This window comes from Saccharothrix sp. CB00851 (assembly GCF_001905065.1).
Classification (GTDB): Bacteria; Actinomycetota; Actinomycetes; order Mycobacteriales; family Pseudonocardiaceae; genus Actinosynnema.
In genome coordinates, this window is sequence record NZ_LWLC01000012.1 from 20,797 (window position 1) to 38,118 (window position 17,322).

Below are 17,322 nucleotides of genomic sequence, written 5' to 3' on the forward strand. Positions count from 1 at the left end.
GTGTGTGGAGCGAATCTGGAGCAGACGTAAGAGCCGAACGGCGTGCGATGGCTTCGAACGGCTGTGAACTGCGCCGGCTGACGTGCCGGTTCTCCGTTTGTGCTGGTCAGGGTGCTTGTGGAACAGCACTGGCAGAGTGATGCTCACCTTGTTGGCTGTACTTCGCCGCCATCGGCATGTGTTGGCGGTTGTTGGTGCAGTGTATTGATGTGATGTGATTTCTCCGCCTCCGGGTCCGACCTCGGCGCGCGGATCGTCTGGTGGGACCAAGGCCTAATGGGTGTTTTGAACCGCGTGCGCTGACTTGCGGTGTGAGGTCAGGTCCTGGTGTCGGATCCCGTTGGTTCGGTGGGGCTCGTGCCGGTACTGTCGATCTCTCCGGCCGCGTCGGTAGAGGTGTAGCGTCGCCGTTGGAGCTCGTCGCGTTCGGCGTCCGGGATCGTCATCGACTCCGCGAGCACGGCGGCGAGTGCGTTCACTTGATTGGTGTCGATGTCGGCGTGGAAGAGCCACCGGATGTTCTCGTCGCGCGTGATGAGGTCGATCGTCAGGCGTGAGCTGCTGTCCCGTGTGGTTGTTGCTCGGACGTATCGCACCTGGTCGATTGGGAATTCTTGGCGGATCTCCGCTTGCTCGAGGAACGCATTTGTCCTGGCCGTGATGATGCGGCGGTCCGTGATGGCGACCAGTGTATTGGTCGTCGTGGTCTTGTCCCACGCCGCCGTTAAGATCTCCTTTGCTCCGCCGACAATCGCGGAAATGGGGTCGAGGGTGTCGGGTTGGTCGGAAAAGCCGAGGGCGCGTAGGGTTTCATCGTCCTCGAAGTGCCATCGCAGAATGCGCAGGTACGGCTGTGGATCCAGCGATTCGGGTGCGCAGACGACGTCCGGAGCCTCGAGCGGGGGGACCGGTGGGTGGAGGGTGTCGGCAAGGGGCTCGATCGCCTCCAGAAGCCGGGCGGAGGCTTCGCGGGCTGCCTTTACGTCCTTCCGCTTCCCCAGCAGTGGCCACGCGTCGGGGCCGGGGAGTTCGGCGGTGATCCGCAGCTCCCGCGTCAGCGCGTCGACGAGGCTCGTCGTCTCGGCGAGCGTGGAGTCGAACTCCGCGCGGCTGTCGCGCGCGATGACCTCGGCGTACTGCGCCTCGGCGGCGTCCTCGCGTCCAGCGGCTCTCGCCCTCGCGGCGCGCAGCGCGTGATACCCGGTCCACGCCTGGAGGGAGGACAGGAGCGCGTAGACGTCGAAAGCGATCGCCTCGGCGTTCGTCTGCAGGTACTCGCGGTGGCTGCGTGTGCCGGCGCGACCGATCTGTTTGACGTGGTCGCGGATGTTCCCCTGATAGAGCTCGAGCTGCTTCTGCAGCAGCGCTCCACTGCCCGCGACGTCCTCCCACAAGGACGTCGGGACCGACTCGATCTCTCGCGCTTGGTCGACCGCGCGATCGATGGCGGCGACGAGCCCTGCCATTTCGGCCCACTGATCCTTGCGGATGGTGGTGAGGACTTGGTTCGTCACCGCGAGGTTGGTCCTGACGAGGCCCGAGACCTCACTCAGCATCATCTGAAGGGCGACCATGGCCAGCGCCGGCCCAATCGAGGCCGCGACCCGTGCCTTGCTCACCGCGTTCACGGAGTAGAAGCGGGCCTGGTGCACGATGCGGCCGGAAACCGTCACCGCCCCGAGGTTCCCGCCGTCTTTGACGGCGAGCGCCGCGCCGTTGTTCAGCAGGGCCTGTGCCTTGGCGCCGATCCGGTAGAGCCCCTGCACGCTGGAGAACGCGTTGCCGAGATTGCCGGCCACGGTCGCGGCGTTCCCGATCGAGGCGAGGATCGCTGAGATCTGCTCGCGGTCGGCAGCCGGCACGATCCCGAAGTCGATCAGATCGGGCTTCAGCTCCGGCGGGACCTCACCGGCGACGACAGCCACCCCTGGGAGCACCTCCACCAGGACCGTCGAGGTCGTCGTCGAGTCGATGTCCGAGACGGACTCCGAAGGGTCCTGCATGCGATCTCCTCCCACGGGCGCGCGCAACGGCCGAACCCGCTGATCGTTCAATCATCGCCACCAGGTCACCACCCGTTACCACCCATGCGCTCCGACATGCCGTGACGGCAGCAGCCCACTCACGGGCAGGCTTCACGATGGTGAGCGGTGCACGCGGTTGCCGTTCCCTGTGGGAGTCCGGTCAACGGATGTGGGAACCTCACGGTCGACTGCCATGAAGAGGGGGACGTGAACCCGGATGGATTCCTTGCCGGAGCTGGTTCGGTTCACCGAGGAGGAGGCCCTGGCCAACCTGCGCGCCGTGCTGGGACTGTGCGCGGCCGGGGAGGTCAGGTGCAGTGAGAAGACCGGTCACCCGTCGGCGGCGACCGTGCGAACCGTCGGTGCGCACTTGGTGCGCGGTGACTTCTACCCGGAAGAGCCCATCGCGGCGTTCGCGTGGCCGTTGCTGCTCCAGGCCGGTGGCTCGCCTCGCTCGACGGCAGCCGCCTCCGGTTGACCGTGAAGGGCCGTGCGGCGCTCGGGAAGCCGTCTGCCGATGCCATTCGGGGCCTGTGGCGGCGCTGGCTCAGCCAGCGGTGATCGACAAGTTCAGCCGGGTGGAGCAGATCAAGGGGCCAACAAGCCCGCAACGTGCTCACCGCGGCGAAGACCCGGCGACGGGCGGTCGCCGCGGCGCTGGCCACCTGCCCGCCGGACAAGTGGGTCGACGTGGACTCCCTGTTCACCGCCATGCGGCGCGGCGACCTGAGTCCCACGATCGCCCGCACAGAGATGGCGCTGTGGAAGCTCTACCTGGTCGACCCGGAGTACGGCAGCCTCGGCTACGGCGGGCACCACGACTGGAACTCCTCGAAGGTCGCTACACCCTGGCCGTGTTGTTCGAGTACGCGGGCCCGCTCGGGTTGATCGACCTCGACTACGTCGACCCGTCCGGTGCGTGCGACGACTACATCGACAACTGGGGCGGTGAGGACCTGGACGCGTTGAGCCGCGACGACGGGCTCGTGGCGATCAGGCTCACCGCGCTCGACAACGGCCGCGGCCTCGGTGAGTTCGTCGACTTCCTCGCCGAGCGGACCGAGCACGACCTGCCCGACGCGTTGCGCACGTTGATCGCGGACGTCGAGCGGCGGAGTTCGCAGCCGACCGATCATGGCCACGTCCGCGTCATCGAGTGCGCCGATCCCGCGCTCGCCGCGTTGATCACCCGCGACCGCGCGACCCGCGCGCTGTGCCGTCCGATCGGTGACCGCCACCTCGCCGTTCGGCCGGACCAGGAGCTGAAGTTCCGGAAGGCCCTGCTCAAGCTGGGTACGTCCTCCCGGCCGGAGTCGGCGGGGGTGGGCTCTGAGAGGGTGGGGGGCGTGCGCTCGTTGAACGGGCTCGATTCCGTCGCCCTGCGGCCCTTGTGGCGGGCCGTGCACGATCGGTTGTCGTCGGGGCGGCCGGTCAGTCGGGTGAAGGTCGGTCCGCTAGAGGAGGAAGAGCGGTCGGCGGTGGCCGATTTGTTGGGGGCCGATCGGCTGCCCGGTCGGTACGTGACGGTGTCGGTGGCTGGGCTTGACGAGTTGCTCCGGGAGTCCGTGGACGTGGGGGTGCGCGAGGTCGTCGTGGCGCTGCTCGGTCCGCTGGACGACCGGGCCGGGCGTCGGGCGCTCGCCGCCGATGCCCGGTCCGAGCTGTGGGTGTGGTTGGTCGAGCACCCTGTGGTGACGGCGCAGCCGGTGTTGAGGGATTGGGTGGACGCTGTTCGGCGGGCCGGGCTCGTCGGTGGTTCGGTCGAGCGCACCCGGGATGAGCTTGACCGCGCACTGCGGGTCGTGGCCGCGTTACCCGCGACGGGTGTGCCGCTGCCGGTGTTGGCGGAGGCGGTTCTCGGCGATCCGCACGCACTGGACGAGGGGACGCGGTGCGCCGGGTTGGTCCTGCGGGCGCTGGCGGCGCTCTACGGCGTGGACCTGCCGGGAGACGCGCAGGAGCGGCGGGCGCTGTGGGAGCGCGCCGGGGTGGTCGAGGACGAGTTGTCCTCGGTCGTCCTGGTCGCCGGCCTGCGGTTGGGTGGTGTCGGAGGTGACGTGCTGCGGGTGTGCGCCGACGCGGGGCACGTCGCGGCCTTGACGCTGGCGCAGGTTCGGGCGACTTCGTTCGTCGGGACACCCGAGGACGTGTGGGTGTTCGAGAACCCGAGCGTGCTCGCGCTGGCGGTGGCCCGATTCGGTGCCTCGTGCCCGCCGGTGGTGTGCACGTCGGGCTGGCCCAACAGCGCGGTGATCGTGCTCCTGCGCGGTCTGGCCGCGGACGGGGCCACGCTGCACTACCACGGGGACTTCGACGGCGAGGGTGTGCGGATCGCCGCGCACGTGATGGCGCGCACCGGTGCCGTGCCGTGGCGCATGGCGACCGACGACTACCTGCTGGCGTTGGGCGGCGCACGTGTCGGCACCTCGGTGGGGCGGGTCACCGAGGCGCCGTGGGACGGTGGGCTCGCGGACGCGATGCGCGAGCACGGGCTGGCGGTCCCGGAGGAACGGGTCACCGCACGGCTGTTGGATGAACTCGACGATTGCGGACGGGATGTCGGCGGTCTGCCGTAGCGTGCTCGACCGATGGCAGGAGGGTGGTTGGAGGCCATGCGCGTGCCGCCGGAGATGTTCCGGTTCACCACGGGCGAGCGGGCCGAGCTGTACGTGGCGATCCTGCACGCGTTCGGCGAAGCGAACGAGCGGTTGGAGACCGCTCTCGGGCTGGACGACGTGCGGGCCAGGCTCCGCTCGGTGGGGTGGCTCGACCCGCTGGCCGACAAGGACCTGAGCGAAGCACTGGGGAGCCTGCGCGACTGGCGGCTGCTCGACGTCACCCAGAACCACGCCGAGAACTACCGGACCGCCGACGAGTACGAGCGCCGCAACCTCCAGTACTCCTTGACCAAGCGCGGTGAAGCCGCACTGGCCGGTGTGGTGCACGCGATGGGCGTGCTGGCCTCGACGGGCGCTCTCCAGACGGCGGTGCTCGACGCGATCGCGGACCGGCTCGGCGAGCTGGTCGCGCAGCTGGGCGATCCCGGTGTGCCGGATCGCCGGATCTTCAGCACGCTGGTCGAGCTGGAGGGGCACCTGGAGGCGTTGCGGGGCAACACCAAGCAGTTCAACGGCGAGCTGCAGCGCCTGTTGCGGGCGGAGGGCGCCGATCAGGAGACGTTCCGCGAGGTCAAGTCGGCGACCGTGGCCTACCTGCAGGAGTTCACCACGAACCTGGAGCAGCGGGCGCACGCGATCGCCAACCGGGTCGAGTTGGTCGAGGACCGGGGAGTGGCTCTCCTGCACCACCGCGCGCTGGTGGGCGCCGAACTCCCGCCCACCCCGGGCGGTGATCCGGCGGCGGCGTGGCTGGAGCTGCGCCGGGCCAGGTGGGAGGGGTTGCGGGCGTGGTTCCTGCCGGTGGACGGCGGCACGCCCAGGGTTCGGCAGCTGTTCGTGGTCGCCAGGCGCGCGATCATCGCGTTGTTGCAGGTGCTCGACCGGATCACCGAGTCCAGGCGCAGGTCGACCAGTGCGGCGGCCGACTTCCGCGAGCTGGCGCGCTGGTTCGCGGTCGCGCCGACCGAGGACGACCTGCACCTGCTGTGGTCGACCGCCTTCGGGCTCGGCTCGGCCCGGCACGCGCACCTCGCGCACCCCGACCCGGAGCTCGTGGCGTCGTCCGCCCGGTGGGTCGACGCGCCACCGGTGGAGGTGTCGGCGTTGCTGCGCAGCGCGGGGCGGACCGAGCGGTTCACCCGCACCGGGCGGGTGCGCGACGTGGCCGCGGTCAAGGCGGCGCGCGCCGAGTCGGCTCGCGAGGAGCGGGCCGCGCTGAAGGCCGCCTGGGACCGGTTGGACACCGGTGGTGGCATCACGTTGTCGCAGTTCGGGCGGTTGGACCACGAGGTGCTCGAACGACTGCTCGACCTCCTCGGGCGGGCCTTGACCGCGGCACCGGACCGGCACGGCGTCCACCAGGCCACCACGGGCGACGGGCGGGTGGAGATCCTGTTGCGCCCGCCGGCGGCGCACCGCGAGCAGGCGGTGCTCAGGACGCCGCGCGGTGTGTTCACCGGCCCCGACTACGACATCGAGATCCGCAGTCCGGGTGGTCGGCGCAGGACTGCCGGAGGGGCGGCGACCGGATGAGCAATTTGGCGAACCAGCTGGTCATCGTGGAGCGCGAGGAGGTCGCGCGGGCGATCCGCTTGCTGCTGGCGACACCGCTGATCGGCGCTGAGGCCGCGCCGGAGGCCTTCGACCTCGTGCGCAGGCGCCGCGAACCCGTCGAGAAGTGGTTCGACTACTACTGCGGGTGGTCGCTGATCGTCGAACCCCGCCTGGGGTACGCGCGGTTGGCCAAGGTCCGGGTCGCCACCGACCCCACCCGTCCGGCGCGACGGCACCGCACGGGACGGGCACCGTTCGACCGCCGCCGGTACACCCTGCTGTGCGTGGTGGCCGCCGAGCTGCTGGGGGTGCCGGTGACCACGGTCGGACTGCTGGCGGACCGCGTCGTCCAGGCGTCGGCCGCGGATCCGGTGCTGCCGCCGTTCGACACGTCCAGCCGCGCCGAGCGGATGGCGTTCGTCGACGCGCTGCGACTGCTGGAGTCGGTCGGCGCGGTCGAGGTGGTGGACGGCGCCACGGAGTCGTTCGTGGACTCCGCCGACGCGAAAGTCCTCTACCGGGTGGACGCGACGCTGCTCATGCGCCTGCTGGTGCCCCCGGTCGGCGCGTCGCAGGTCGCGGTACCTGCCGACGAGGTGCCGCTGCGCTTCACCGAGCTGCTGAACCGGCTGTCCCTCGAACGGCGTTACGGCGATGCCGACGAGCCGGCGTCCGAGGTCCAGCGCAACCTGTGGCTGCGGCACTCGGTGTTCCGCAAGCTGGTGGACGACCCGGTCGTGCACCGCGATGACCTGACACCCGCGGAACTGGCCTACCTGTCGTCACCGACCGGCGGGCAGCTCTTGCGCCGGGCCGCCGATCAGGCGGGGTTGCTGGTGGAGGAACGTGCCGAGGGCGTCATGTTGATCGACCCGGACGGCGTGGCCACGGACAGCCGGTTCCCCGACGACTCCGGCAACGCCAAGGTCGCCGCCCTGCTGCTCCTCGACGTGATCACGTCCGCGCCCGGACCGGTCGCCGTCGAGCAGCTGCGCACCGAGGCCGACGCGCTGCTCGGTCGCTTCCCCAAGTGGGCCAAGGGCTACCGCGGCGAGGACGGGGCCACGCGGCTGGTCGCCGACGCGTTGGACGTGCTCAGGGCGTTCGGCCTCGTCCGGCTCGACAGCGGTGTCGTGCGCGCCCGGCCCGCCGCCGCCCGCTACGCGGTGACCCGAACGAGTACCGACGTCGAGGACGAGTCATGACGGTGACCGAGCTGCCGCGCACGGAGAGCGGTGCCGCGCCGGAGGCGGTGGCCAGGTGGGTGCCTGAACGCGCCGGAATCCTGAACGTGTGGCGCTACTACGACGAGGTGTTCAAGTTGCACAAGGGACGGTTGTTGCTACGCGGTCCCAACGGCACCGGCAAGTCGAAGGCGCTGGAACTGCTCCTGCCGTTCCTGTTCGACGCCAACCTGCGCGCCAACCGGCTCTCCACGTTCGGCACGTCCGAGCGCACGATGCACTGGAACCTGATGGGGGAAGGGGCGACCGGCACCACGAGAGTCGGGTACGTGTGGCTGGAGTTCCGCTTCCCCGGCGCGGACGGCTCACCGGACAGGTGGTTCTCGTGCGGCGCGCGGCTGGCCGCGACCAAGCACACCAACACGGTGCACCCGGATTACTTCACCACCGGTCAGCGCATCGGCGTGCCGGGTGGCCTCGACCTCACCGACCCGAACGGCGCCCCGCTGACCAGCAAGGCCCTGGAAGCCGCGCTCGGCGACCGGGGCACGCTCCACCAGAACGCGGCCGACTACCGGGCCGCCGTGCGCTCGGCCCTGTTCCCCGGCCTGAGCGAGCAGCGCTACGACGCGCTCATCACGGCCCTGCTCCAGCTCCGCACGCCGAAGCTCTCGCAACGGCTCGACCCCGGGCTGCTGTCCACGTTGCTGTCCAAGGCGCTGCCGCCGTTGGGCGAGGCGGAGATCAGCGACCTCGCGGAGGGCTTCGAGCGCTTGGACCGGCAGCGTGACCAGCTCAACCGCCTCGACGCGGAGGTCGAGGCCGCGCGGCAGCTCAAAACCAGGCAACGCGCGTACGCGCAGCGCGTCCTGCGCGCCGCGGCGGCGAAACTGATCTCCTCCACCACGGAGCTGGGCAACCTCGCGGACGCCGCGAAACTCTCCGAGGACGAGCACCGCCGCGCCGCTCGGCGCAAACAAGAGGCCGAAGAACGCGGTGAGCTGCTGGAGCAGCGCATCGTCGAGACGGAGGGGCGCATCCAGGGCCTCACCGGCAGCGAGGCGTACCGGAAGGGTGAACAGCTCGACCGGCTGCGGAGCCGCGTGCGGGAGGCTCGTGCGGCAGCCGGGAAGAGGCGCGCCGACGCGATCCGCCACCGCCAGGTCGCCCGGACCGACGAGGAAGCGGCCGACACCGCCGCCCGGCACGCGGAGGCACGCGCCGCGAACGCCGCAGCGCTGGCCGACGGCGCCTCGACCTCCGCCGCCCGGGTCGGTCTCGCCTCGGTGCACGCCGAGATCGCCCGCGTCCTCGCCGACCCCTCGCGGTCGCGCGCACTGCTGCGTGCCGCGGTTCAGGCACGTGCCGAGCAGGTCGAGGCCGTGCGCGCCGCGCTCAACGAGCACGAGGTCGCGGTCGCCGGCAGGCGGGACGCGGAACAGGTGCTCGAGGAGGCACGGGACGCCCTCGCGGAGGCCACCGAACGGCGAGCCGAGCTCGCCGACCGGCGCGAGGCCGCGCTCGCGGAACTCCGGGCCGCCATCCTGGCGTGGGTGGCCGGCTGCCGCGAGCTGACCTTCGCCGACTCCGAGGCGCTGGCGGACCTCTCGGCGTCGGAAACGGCCGTGCTGACCGAGATCGACTCCGCGGCGAGCCGCGTGCTGGGCACCATCACCCGGGAAGAGACCCTGGTCGGGACGGCGCTGGCGACAGCCGAGCGTGATCGGGATGCGCTGCGCGACGAGGTCCGGCGGCTGCTCACAGAGGAGGACCTGCCTCCCCAGCCGCCGCACACGCGCACTGCCGACCGCGGGACCATGACCGGCGCGCCGCTGTGGCGCCTGGTCCGCTTCGCCGACGCGGTGCCCGACGACGTCCGCGCGTCGGTGGAGGCCGCGCTCCAGGCATCCGGGCTGCTGGACGCCTGGGTCGGCCACGACGGCGCGGTGGCCGGGCACGACACGTTCGCCGTGCCCGGTGCCGTGCCGCCGGCGCCGGGTCGCTCACTCGCCGACGTCCTCGTACCCGAGATCGACGCGCCCGTGGCCGCCGACGTCGTCGTCCGCCTGCTCAGTGGCGTGGCTTATGGAGAAGTCCTGCCCGGAGCCCACCCGGTCGCCATCGGAGCCGACGGTGGTTGGCGCGTGGGCAACCTGCGCGGCACTTGGCGCAAGGAGGAGGCCTCGCACATCGGCGCGCTCGCCCGGCAACGTGCGCGGCAACGCCGGTTGGCCGAACTGCGTGAGCGGATCACCGTGGCGGAAGAGCTGATCGGGACGCACGCGGCCACCTTGCGGTCGCTGAGCAAACGCAGGTCCGACGTCGAGGCCGACCGGCGCGCTCGGCCCGACCACGGCAACGCGAACGCGGCGCTGGAGGACCTGACCCGGGCGGAGTCGACGGTCTCCAGTGCCGACGGGGTGGTTCGGCGTTCGTTGGACGGTCTGGCGAAGAGCGAGCAGCGCGTGGACCGCGCCCTGCGCGCGTTGACCGCGACGGCAGCCGAACACGGCCTGCCCACCGAGCGGAACGCGCTCACCGCCGTCCTGGCCGCCCTGGACGCCTTCCGGACCGCGTCCGACGCCTGGATCGACGAGCACGCCGTTCTGCTCGCGGCACGTCGGGAAGCGGACCGGACCGCCGAGCAGGCCCGGCGATCCCGGCTCGCCGCCGAGCAGCACGAGGACGAGGCGGACGAGGCCGAAGTCGTGGCCCGCGGGCTCGACAGCGAGCTGGACGCCGTGGAGGGCACCATCGGCGTCGACTACCGGCAGGTGCTGGACGAACTCGCCGCGCTGCGCGAGCGGTTGGGCTCGACCAGGAGCGAGGCGAGTGCCAACCAGAAGGAGATCGGCACCCTGGCCGTGCGCCTGGGCGAACTCACCGCCCAGCGGGCCACCGACGCGCGTGACCGCGACCGCGCCACCGAGGTGCGCGACCAGGCCGCGGTGCGATTCCGGCACCTGGCCGACGGCAGCCTGCCCGCCGACAGCGGTCTGGACGACCTGTCCGCGTTCAGGCAGGTGCTGACGGCGTCGAGTGGCGTCCGGGCAGCGCTGGACGCGGCGCGGTCGGTCGCGGCGGCGTGGCCGTCACTGCCGCACTCGCCGAAGAACCTCGGCGATGCCGCGCACCGGTTGGCTGAGGAGGTGCACGCCTCCCGCGAGGTGCTGGGCGGTCGCGCCGACCTCGAACTGGACTCCGACGAGGACGTCCAGGTCTTCTCCGCGATGGTGGACGGGGTGCGGATCGGTGCTTCGGCGCTGTTCGACCTGCTGCGGTCGGATGCGGAACGCAGCAAGGAGGACATCACCGCGCAGGAGCGCGAGCTGTTCGACCGGACCCTCACCGGGGACACGCGCCGCCACCTCGCCGCCCGGATCCGGCAGGCGCACGACCTGGTCGACGGCATGAACGCCCGCTTGGAGCGCGTGCGCACCGCCTCCAAGGTGGCGGTGCGGTTGGTGTGGGAGGTGTCGCCGGAGCTGCCGCCGGGCACGAAAGCGGCGCGTGACCTGCTGCTCAAGAACCCGGTGCGGCTGACCGAGGAGGACCGCGAGTCGCTGCACCGGTTCTTCCGTGATCGGGTGGAACAGGCCAAGGGCGACGCGACGGCCACCAACTGGGGACAGCAGCTGGGGCAGGTGTTCGACTACACGGCCTGGCACAGGTTCGTGGTGAAGGTCGACCGCATGAACGGGACGGGCTGGGAGCCCTTGACCAAGAAGCTCCACGGTGCGCTGTCGGGTGGTGAGAAGGCGATCGCGCTGCACCTGCCGCTGTTCGCCGCCGTGGCCGCCCACTACCAGGCCGTTGTCGGCGCGCCGCGGGTCATCCTGCTGGACGAGGTGTTCGTCGGTGTCGACAGCGTCAACCGCGGCCAGGTGTTCGCACTGCTGTCGGCGCTGGACCTCGACCTGGTCCTCACCTCCGATCACGAGTGGTGCACCTACCGCGAGTTGGACGGCATCGCGATCCACCAACTGATCAGCGGTGGCGACGACGACGCCGTCACCACCGCCCGGTTCGTGTGGAACGGCGCCGAGGTGGTCGACGCGGAGGTGGCGGAGGACGCCTGAGCCCGAATCGAGCAGAGGCCATGTCGCCGGCCATGTCGCGGCAAGGCGGAACCGGCCGCATCAGCCAGGGCGCAGCCGCGCTCGCCCGTCGGGCCGAGTGATCCGGTGAGGGGCCCGTGTCGGTCACCGGCTCAAGCGGGTCAGGCGGCGGCATATCGTCGGTGTATCGAAAAACGCATACGGGCCGGCAACACCGTGCTGTCTTGACTGGGGGCATGACCGACAGCGAACCGGCACGAACGTCGGTGCCCTGGGCCTCGTCGGCCGGCCCGATGACGGGGATCACGGTGTACGGGTGCGAGGCGGACGAGGCCGTCCTGTTTCGGGAGGTGGCGCCACGCTTCGGCGTTGTGCCGACAACCACCGGGGATGCGGTGTCCGAGGCCAATGTCGATCTGGTCGCGGGCAACCGTTGCGTCAGCGTCGGCCACAAAGCGCGGATCGCGAATTCCGTGCTGCTTGCGCTCAGCAGGGCTGGGGTGAGGTACATCTCCACGAGGAGCATCGGGTACGACCACATCGACGTGGACTACGCGGCGAGCGTCGGTATTTCCGTGGAGAACGTCGCCTACTCGCCGCACGGCGTGGCCGACTACACGGTGATGTTGATGCTGATGACGGTGCGGAACGTGAAATCCGTCATCACGCGTGCGGTCGTCCATGACTACCGGTTGCACGAGGTGCGCGGGAGGGAACTGCGCGACCTCACCGTCGGGGTGATCGGTACCGGGCGCATCGGTGCGGCGGTCATCGATCGGCTGTGGGGTTTCGGCTGCCAGACGGTGGCCTACGACATCCGTCCCCGGACCTCCGCCGATTACGTTCCGCTGGACGAACTTCTGCAGCGCAGCGACATCGTCACGCTGCACACGCCGCTCAACGCGGACACGCACCACCTGCTGAACCGCCGACGCATCGAGCAGATGAAGCACGGTGCGGTCGTCGTCAACACCGGGCGAGGTGCGCTCCTGGACACCGAGGTACTGGTCTCAGCGTTGGAAAGCGGCCGACTCGGTGGGGCGGCGCTGGACGTCCTCGAAGGCGAAGAGGGCATCTTCTACGCCGACTGCCGGGGTCGGCCCGTCGAAAGCGCACACCTGTCGCGGTTGCGGGAACTGCCGAACGTGCTCATCAGCCCGCACACCGCCTACTACACCGACCGCGCTTTGAGTGACGCGGTCGAGAACTCCATCATCAACTGCCGCGACTTCGAGCGCAGGAAGCAGCACTGGATATGAGAATCGGGATTGTGTTCGGCGGTCGCTCCGAGGAGCACGCCGTCTCCGTCAAATCCGCGCGGGAAGTGGCGAAGCACCTCGACACGGAGAAGTACGAACCGCACTACATCGGGATCACGAAGAGCGGTGCCTGGCGGCTGTGCGACGGGCCCGAAGGGGATTGGGAGAACGGTGGTGGCAGTCCGGTCGTGCTGTCGCCGGACAGCGGGGCGCGCGGACTGCTCGTGCTGGAGCAGGGCAGGTACCGGACGATCGACCTGGACGTGGTCTTGCCCGTCCTGCACGGCAGGTTCGGCGAAGACGGTGCGGTGCAGGGCTTGCTGGAGCTCTCCGGCATCCCCTACGCCGGTTGCGACGTCCAGAGTTCCGCGCTGTGCATGGACAAATCCCTGACGTACCTGGTCGCGCGCGGCGCCGGAATCGCCACGCCGGAGTTCTGGACCGTGCCGGCGGACGAGCACGTCGAACCGGATCGGCTGACGTATCCCGTCTTCGTGAAGCCGGCTCGTTCGGGATCTTCGTTCGGGGTGAGCAAGGTGTCCCGAAAGGAAGAACTGTTCGGCGCAGTGGAAACCGCCAGGCAGTACGACTCGAAGGTGTTGATCGAAGCCGCTGTCGTCGGCAGCGAGATCGGCTGTGCCGTCCTGGGCAACGACGGCGAGCTGTTCACCGGCGAGGTGGACCGGATCGCGCTGTCGCACGGGTTCTTCCGGATCCACCAGGAGAGCGAGCCGGAAAGCGGATCCGAGAACTCGACCGCGATCGTTCCCGCGGACATCCCGGCCGAGTCGCGTTCGCTCGTCCAGGAGGCGGCGAAGGCCGTGTACCGCGCCCTCGGGTGCAGAGGGCTGGCGCGCGTGGACATGTTCCTGAAGGACGACGGAACAGTGGTGCTCAACGAGGTGAACACGTTGCCCGGCCTGACCTCGTACAGCCGGTACCCGAGGATGATGGCGGCTGCCGGGTTGCCGCTCGGCGAAGTGATCGACCGGGTCGTGTCGCTGGCCCTGACCGGGAAAACCCGATGAGAGACGACTTCGTCTTCCTGGACGAGTTCGTGCCCGGCGTTCGCTGGGATGCCAAGTACGCCACCTGGGACAACTTCACCGGCAAACCCGTGGACGGCTACCAGGCGAACCGGATCGTCGGCACGAGAGCGTTGTGCGCGGCCCTGGAGAGCGCGCAGGAGAAGGCCGCCGCCCTCGGCTTCGGCTTGCTCGTCTGGGACGGTTATCGCCCGCAGCGCGCAGTGGACTGCTTTCTGCGCTGGGCGCAGCAACCCGAGGACGGTCGGACGAAGCCGCGGCACTACCCGGACATCGACCGCGCCGAGATGTTCGAGCAGGGGTACGTGGCCGCCAGGTCGGGGCACAGCCGGGGCAGCACCGTCGACTTGACGCTCTACCACCTGGCTACCGGTGAACTCGCACCCATGGGCGGCCACCACGACTTGATGGACCCGATCTCACACCACGGCGCACCGGGGATCACGCCGGTCGAAGCGAGGAACCGGCAGCACCTCCGTTTTATCATGGAGGCCTGTGATTTCAGGGCGTACGAACGCGAGTGGTGGCACTACACGCTCAACGGTGAACCGCACCCGGACACCTACTTCGACTTCCCCGTCACCTGCGCGCGACCGGCAGTCGCACCGTGATGCGAAGCCCTCCGCCGGGCCGCGGGGTGAGGGTGAGGGTGCCGTCGTGGGCTTGGGCGATGCTCTTGACGATGGCCAGGCCGAGCCCGACACCGGCGTGGTCGGCGCGTACGCGTTGGGTGCCGCGCTGGAACGGCTCGGTGAAGGTCGAGATCAGCTGCGGCGTGAGTGTCTCGCCGGTGTTCTCGACCGTGAGCACGGCGTTCTGGGCGTCGACACCGGTCGTGATCCACACGGTGCCTCGATCAGGCAGGTTGTGGACGATCGCGTTGTGCACGAGGTTCGTCGTCAGCTGCAGCAGCAGCGCGTGTGAGCCGCTGGTGGGGCTCAGGTCGCCGGAGGTCTCGATGGTGAGGCCGCGTTTCTCGGCGAGGGGGAGGAGCGTTTCCGCGACTTCCTCGGCGATGAGGGACAGGTCGACGCGTTCCCGGGTGAACGTCCGCTGGTTGACGCGGCTGAGCAGGAGCAGCGTTTCGGTGAGGTCGATCGCCCTGGTGTTGACGAAGTGCAGGCGTTCGACGAGTTCGTCGGCATCGCGGTCCGGGTCGTTGCGCGCGACGTCGAGCAGCGTCTGCGTGATCGCCAGCGGGGTGCGCAGTTCGTGGGACGCGTTGGCGGCGAACCTCCGCTGCTCGGCGTCGTGCGCTTCGAGCCGCGCGAGCATCGTGTCGAAGGCGTCGGCGAGTTCGCGGAACTCGTCCTGGCGGCCTTCCATCGCGATCCGGTGGGAGAGCGATCCGTCCGCGGCCAGGCGGGTGGCGTGGGTGATGCGGGTCAGCGGCGCGAGCATGCTGCCGGCGAGGAGCCACCCGCCCACGAGGCCGAACACCAGCAGGAGCGCCATGACCAGGCCCGCCTTCGGGACGAAGGCCCGTTCCAGGTCGGAGCGGTCGGGCACGGCCGGGCCGGGGCGGAAACTGCCCGGCGGGGACGTGTAGATCACCTCGGGCACGTAACGCAGCAGGAACACCCACACGACAGCGAGCAGCAGGCCACCGGCCAGCATGAGGAACCCGGCGTAGCTGAGGGTGAGCTTGAGGCGAACGCTCACACCGGGCTCCCTAGCCACGGTCACGACTTTCCGCCGTGTCGATGCGGTAGCCGACGCCGGGCACGGTGGCGATGATCCACGGTTCGCCGAGGCGCTTGCGCAGTGCCGAGACCGTGATGCGCACGGCGTTGGTGAAGGGGTCGGCGTTCTCGTCCCACGCCCGTTCCAGCAGCTCTTCGGCGCTGACCACACCGCCCTCGGCGGCGACGAGGACTTCGAGCACGGCGAACTGCTTCCTGGTCAGGGCGACGTACCGGCCGTCGCGGTAGACCTCGCGGCGGAACGGGTCCAGCCGCAGCCCGGCGATCTCCCGCACCGGCGGCCGGTTGTGCGCACGCCTGCGGTCGAGCGCTCGGAGCCGGAGCACGAGTTCTTTGAGCTCGAACGGCTTGGTGAGGTAGTCGTCCGCGCCGAGCCCGAACCCGGAGGCCTTGTCGTCGAGCCGGTCGGCGGCGGTGAGCATCAGGATCGGCAGGCCGCTGCCGGAAGCGACGATGCTCTCGGCGACCTCGTCACCGGAGGGACCGGGAACGTCGCGGTCCAGCACGGCGATGTCGTAGGAATTGACGCCCAACAGCTCCAGCGCCGTGTCCCCGTCACCGGCGATGTCCGCGGCGATCGCTTCCAGGCGCAGCCCGTCGCGGATCGCCTCTGCCAGATAGGGCTCGTCCTCGACGATCAACACCCGCATGTCCTCGATGCTACGGGCGGGTGCATATCGTCGGCATATCGAAAAGCTCGAACGTGACGGCAACACCGCGTCGCGTTCATTTGAGGTATGGGTTACCGCGAACCAGCACGTACAGCGACCCGCCCCACCCGATTGCCGGTGTCTCCGGCCGTTCGGCGCGCACACGGCGCGGTCCCCGTCCCCGTGACGGTCTTCGACGACGGTGTTCCGGCCGTGGCGAATCTCGACCCCGATCTGCTCGCCGCGCTGCGCCAGGCCGCGACCGCTGCGGCGGAGGACGGGGTCGGATTCTTGGTGAATGGCGGTTGGCGTTCTCCGGAATACCAGGAAGAACTGTTCCGGCAGGCGGTGTCGAAGTACGGGTCGGACCTGGCGGCGGCCCGCTGGGTGGCCACCCCGGACAGGTCCGCGCACGTGTCGGGGGACGCCGTCGACATCGGGCCGTCCGAGGCCAGGGCGTGGCTGTCCGCGCACGGCGCCGGGTACGGGCTGTGCCAGATCTACCGCAACGAACCCTGGCACTACGAACTGCGCCCCGAAGCCGTCACCAACGGCTGCCCGCCGATGTACGCCGATCCCACGCACGATCCGAGGATGTGGCGGTGATCAGGACCTGGCCAACGGCCGGCGATTGTCCGGATGGCACTTTCCTCTCGCTTTCACGGCGGTGAAAGTGCCCGGGTTGCCGGGAGTTGTGGCGATGTGAGGACATCTCGGTACCTGACGCGCTAACGTCCGCCCATGATCTTTCTGCGGATTGTCCGGGTCATCCTCATCGTCCTCGGCATCGGCACGGCGGCATTGGGGATAATCCTGATCGGGTTCGACGCCCGAATGACGGGCGGTCCCATCTCGGCGACGTGGAGCTGCAAGTCCGAGGGCAGCGGCGCTTCGGCGCGCATGACGTGCCAGACCGGCTCGGCCACCTACGCCGGGCCGGGTGGGCTGGTCGACACCCTCGGCTCCCTCAGCCTCACGGTCGGCGGCGTCGTGCTCATCGGCGCGGCCGTCGCGATCGGGCAGTTCGACCGGACCCGCATCTCGGCCGCGCCGGCGCAGGGTCCGGCGGGGCCACCGGCCGGCCCGCCACTGCCGCCGTCCGGCTACGGCCCTCAGGCCGCTCAGGGACGGGGTCCCGCCGGCACGTGGTGACGACCCGGCGCCCTGGACGGCCGGCACCCTGACGACGCGCGAGTCCGTCGTCAGGGTGCCGGCCGCCCACATCG

At 70.1% G+C, this 17,322-nt stretch carries 14 protein-coding genes; 11 read left to right on the plus strand and 3 right to left on the minus strand.

Features of this window, described 5'->3' with window-relative positions; translation table 11 throughout:
* Positions 1-317 precede the first annotated feature (317 nt).
* Positions 318-2,003: a hypothetical protein gene (locus tag A6A25_RS12815; RefSeq protein ID WP_198932684.1), complete on the minus strand. Its 1,686-nt coding sequence runs from the start codon at positions 2,001-2,003 to the stop codon at positions 318-320.
* A 238-nt stretch (positions 2,004-2,241) separates the two neighbouring features.
* Here A6A25_RS12815 and A6A25_RS44695 point away from each other — a divergent pair, with 238 nt between their 5' ends.
* From A6A25_RS44695 to vanX, 9 genes are all read left to right on the plus strand, one after another.
* Positions 2,242-2,502 carry a hypothetical protein gene (locus tag A6A25_RS44695; RefSeq protein WP_073888878.1) on the plus strand — a complete coding sequence of 87 codons (261 nt, stop codon included), beginning with the start codon at positions 2,242-2,244 and terminating at the stop codon, positions 2,500-2,502.
* Positions 2,503-2,636: 134 nt separating this feature from the next.
* Positions 2,637-2,912: a hypothetical protein gene (locus A6A25_RS44700; RefSeq protein WP_073888879.1), complete on the plus strand. Its 276-nt coding sequence runs from the start codon at positions 2,637-2,639 to the stop codon at positions 2,910-2,912.
* Entirely contained in the window at positions 2,879-4,600 is a 1,722-nt protein-coding gene (locus tag A6A25_RS12830; protein ID WP_241828624.1) for a TIGR02679 family protein, read from the plus strand. Before A6A25_RS44700 ends, A6A25_RS12830 begins: the two co-directional genes overlap by 34 nt.
* A 12-nt stretch (positions 4,601-4,612) precedes the next feature.
* Entirely contained in the window at positions 4,613-6,175 is a 1,563-nt protein-coding gene (locus tag A6A25_RS12835; RefSeq protein WP_083668291.1) for a TIGR02677 family protein, read from the plus strand.
* A complete protein-coding gene (locus tag A6A25_RS12840; RefSeq protein ID WP_073888880.1) occupies positions 6,172-7,401 on the plus strand; it encodes a TIGR02678 family protein in 1,230 nt (409 codons plus the stop codon). The genes A6A25_RS12835 and A6A25_RS12840 overlap by 4 nt, the downstream gene beginning before the upstream one ends.
* Positions 7,398-11,459, plus strand: a complete 4,062-nt coding sequence (locus tag A6A25_RS12845) for a TIGR02680 family protein (RefSeq protein WP_073888881.1) — start codon at positions 7,398-7,400, stop codon at positions 11,457-11,459. The genes A6A25_RS12840 and A6A25_RS12845 overlap by 4 nt, the downstream gene beginning before the upstream one ends.
* A gap of 272 nt (positions 11,460-11,731) precedes the next feature.
* Positions 11,732-12,697, plus strand: a complete 966-nt coding sequence (locus A6A25_RS12850; protein WP_073889909.1) for a D-isomer specific 2-hydroxyacid dehydrogenase family protein — start codon at positions 11,732-11,734, stop codon at positions 12,695-12,697.
* Positions 12,694-13,725 carry a D-alanine--(R)-lactate ligase gene (gene vanA, locus A6A25_RS12855; protein WP_073888882.1) on the plus strand — a complete coding sequence of 344 codons (1,032 nt, stop codon included), beginning with the start codon at positions 12,694-12,696 and terminating at the stop codon, positions 13,723-13,725. Before A6A25_RS12850 ends, vanA begins: the two co-directional genes overlap by 4 nt.
* A complete protein-coding gene (gene vanX, locus A6A25_RS12860; RefSeq protein ID WP_073888883.1) occupies positions 13,722-14,354 on the plus strand; it encodes a D-Ala-D-Ala dipeptidase VanX in 633 nt (210 codons plus the stop codon). Before vanA ends, vanX begins: the two co-directional genes overlap by 4 nt.
* Here the strand turns inward: vanX and A6A25_RS12865 are convergent.
* Together A6A25_RS12865 and vanR-Sc are read right to left on the minus strand one after the other, a co-directional pair.
* Positions 14,323-15,423, minus strand: coding sequence for a sensor histidine kinase (locus A6A25_RS12865; protein ID WP_073889913.1), 1,101 nt, complete (start codon positions 15,421-15,423; stop codon positions 14,323-14,325). The genes vanX and A6A25_RS12865 overlap by 32 nt on opposite strands.
* Positions 15,416-16,096 (minus strand): VanSc-type vancomycin resistance response regulator transcription factor VanR, encoded by a 681-nt coding sequence (gene vanR-Sc / locus A6A25_RS12870; protein ID WP_073888884.1) that lies wholly within the window; start codon positions 16,094-16,096, stop codon positions 15,416-15,418. The genes A6A25_RS12865 and vanR-Sc overlap by 8 nt, the downstream gene beginning before the upstream one ends.
* A gap of 213 nt (positions 16,097-16,309) precedes the next feature.
* Here vanR-Sc and A6A25_RS12875 point away from each other — a divergent pair, with 213 nt between their 5' ends.
* Together A6A25_RS12875 and A6A25_RS12880 are read left to right on the plus strand one after the other, a co-directional pair.
* Complete coding sequence (locus tag A6A25_RS12875; protein WP_380734230.1) at positions 16,310-16,702, plus strand: M15 family metallopeptidase; 393 nt, start codon at positions 16,310-16,312, stop codon at positions 16,700-16,702.
* A gap of 135 nt (positions 16,703-16,837) precedes the next feature.
* Positions 16,838-17,248: a hypothetical protein gene (locus tag A6A25_RS12880; protein ID WP_073888886.1), complete on the plus strand. Its 411-nt coding sequence runs from the start codon at positions 16,838-16,840 to the stop codon at positions 17,246-17,248.
* Positions 17,249-17,322: the final 74 nt, after the last annotated feature.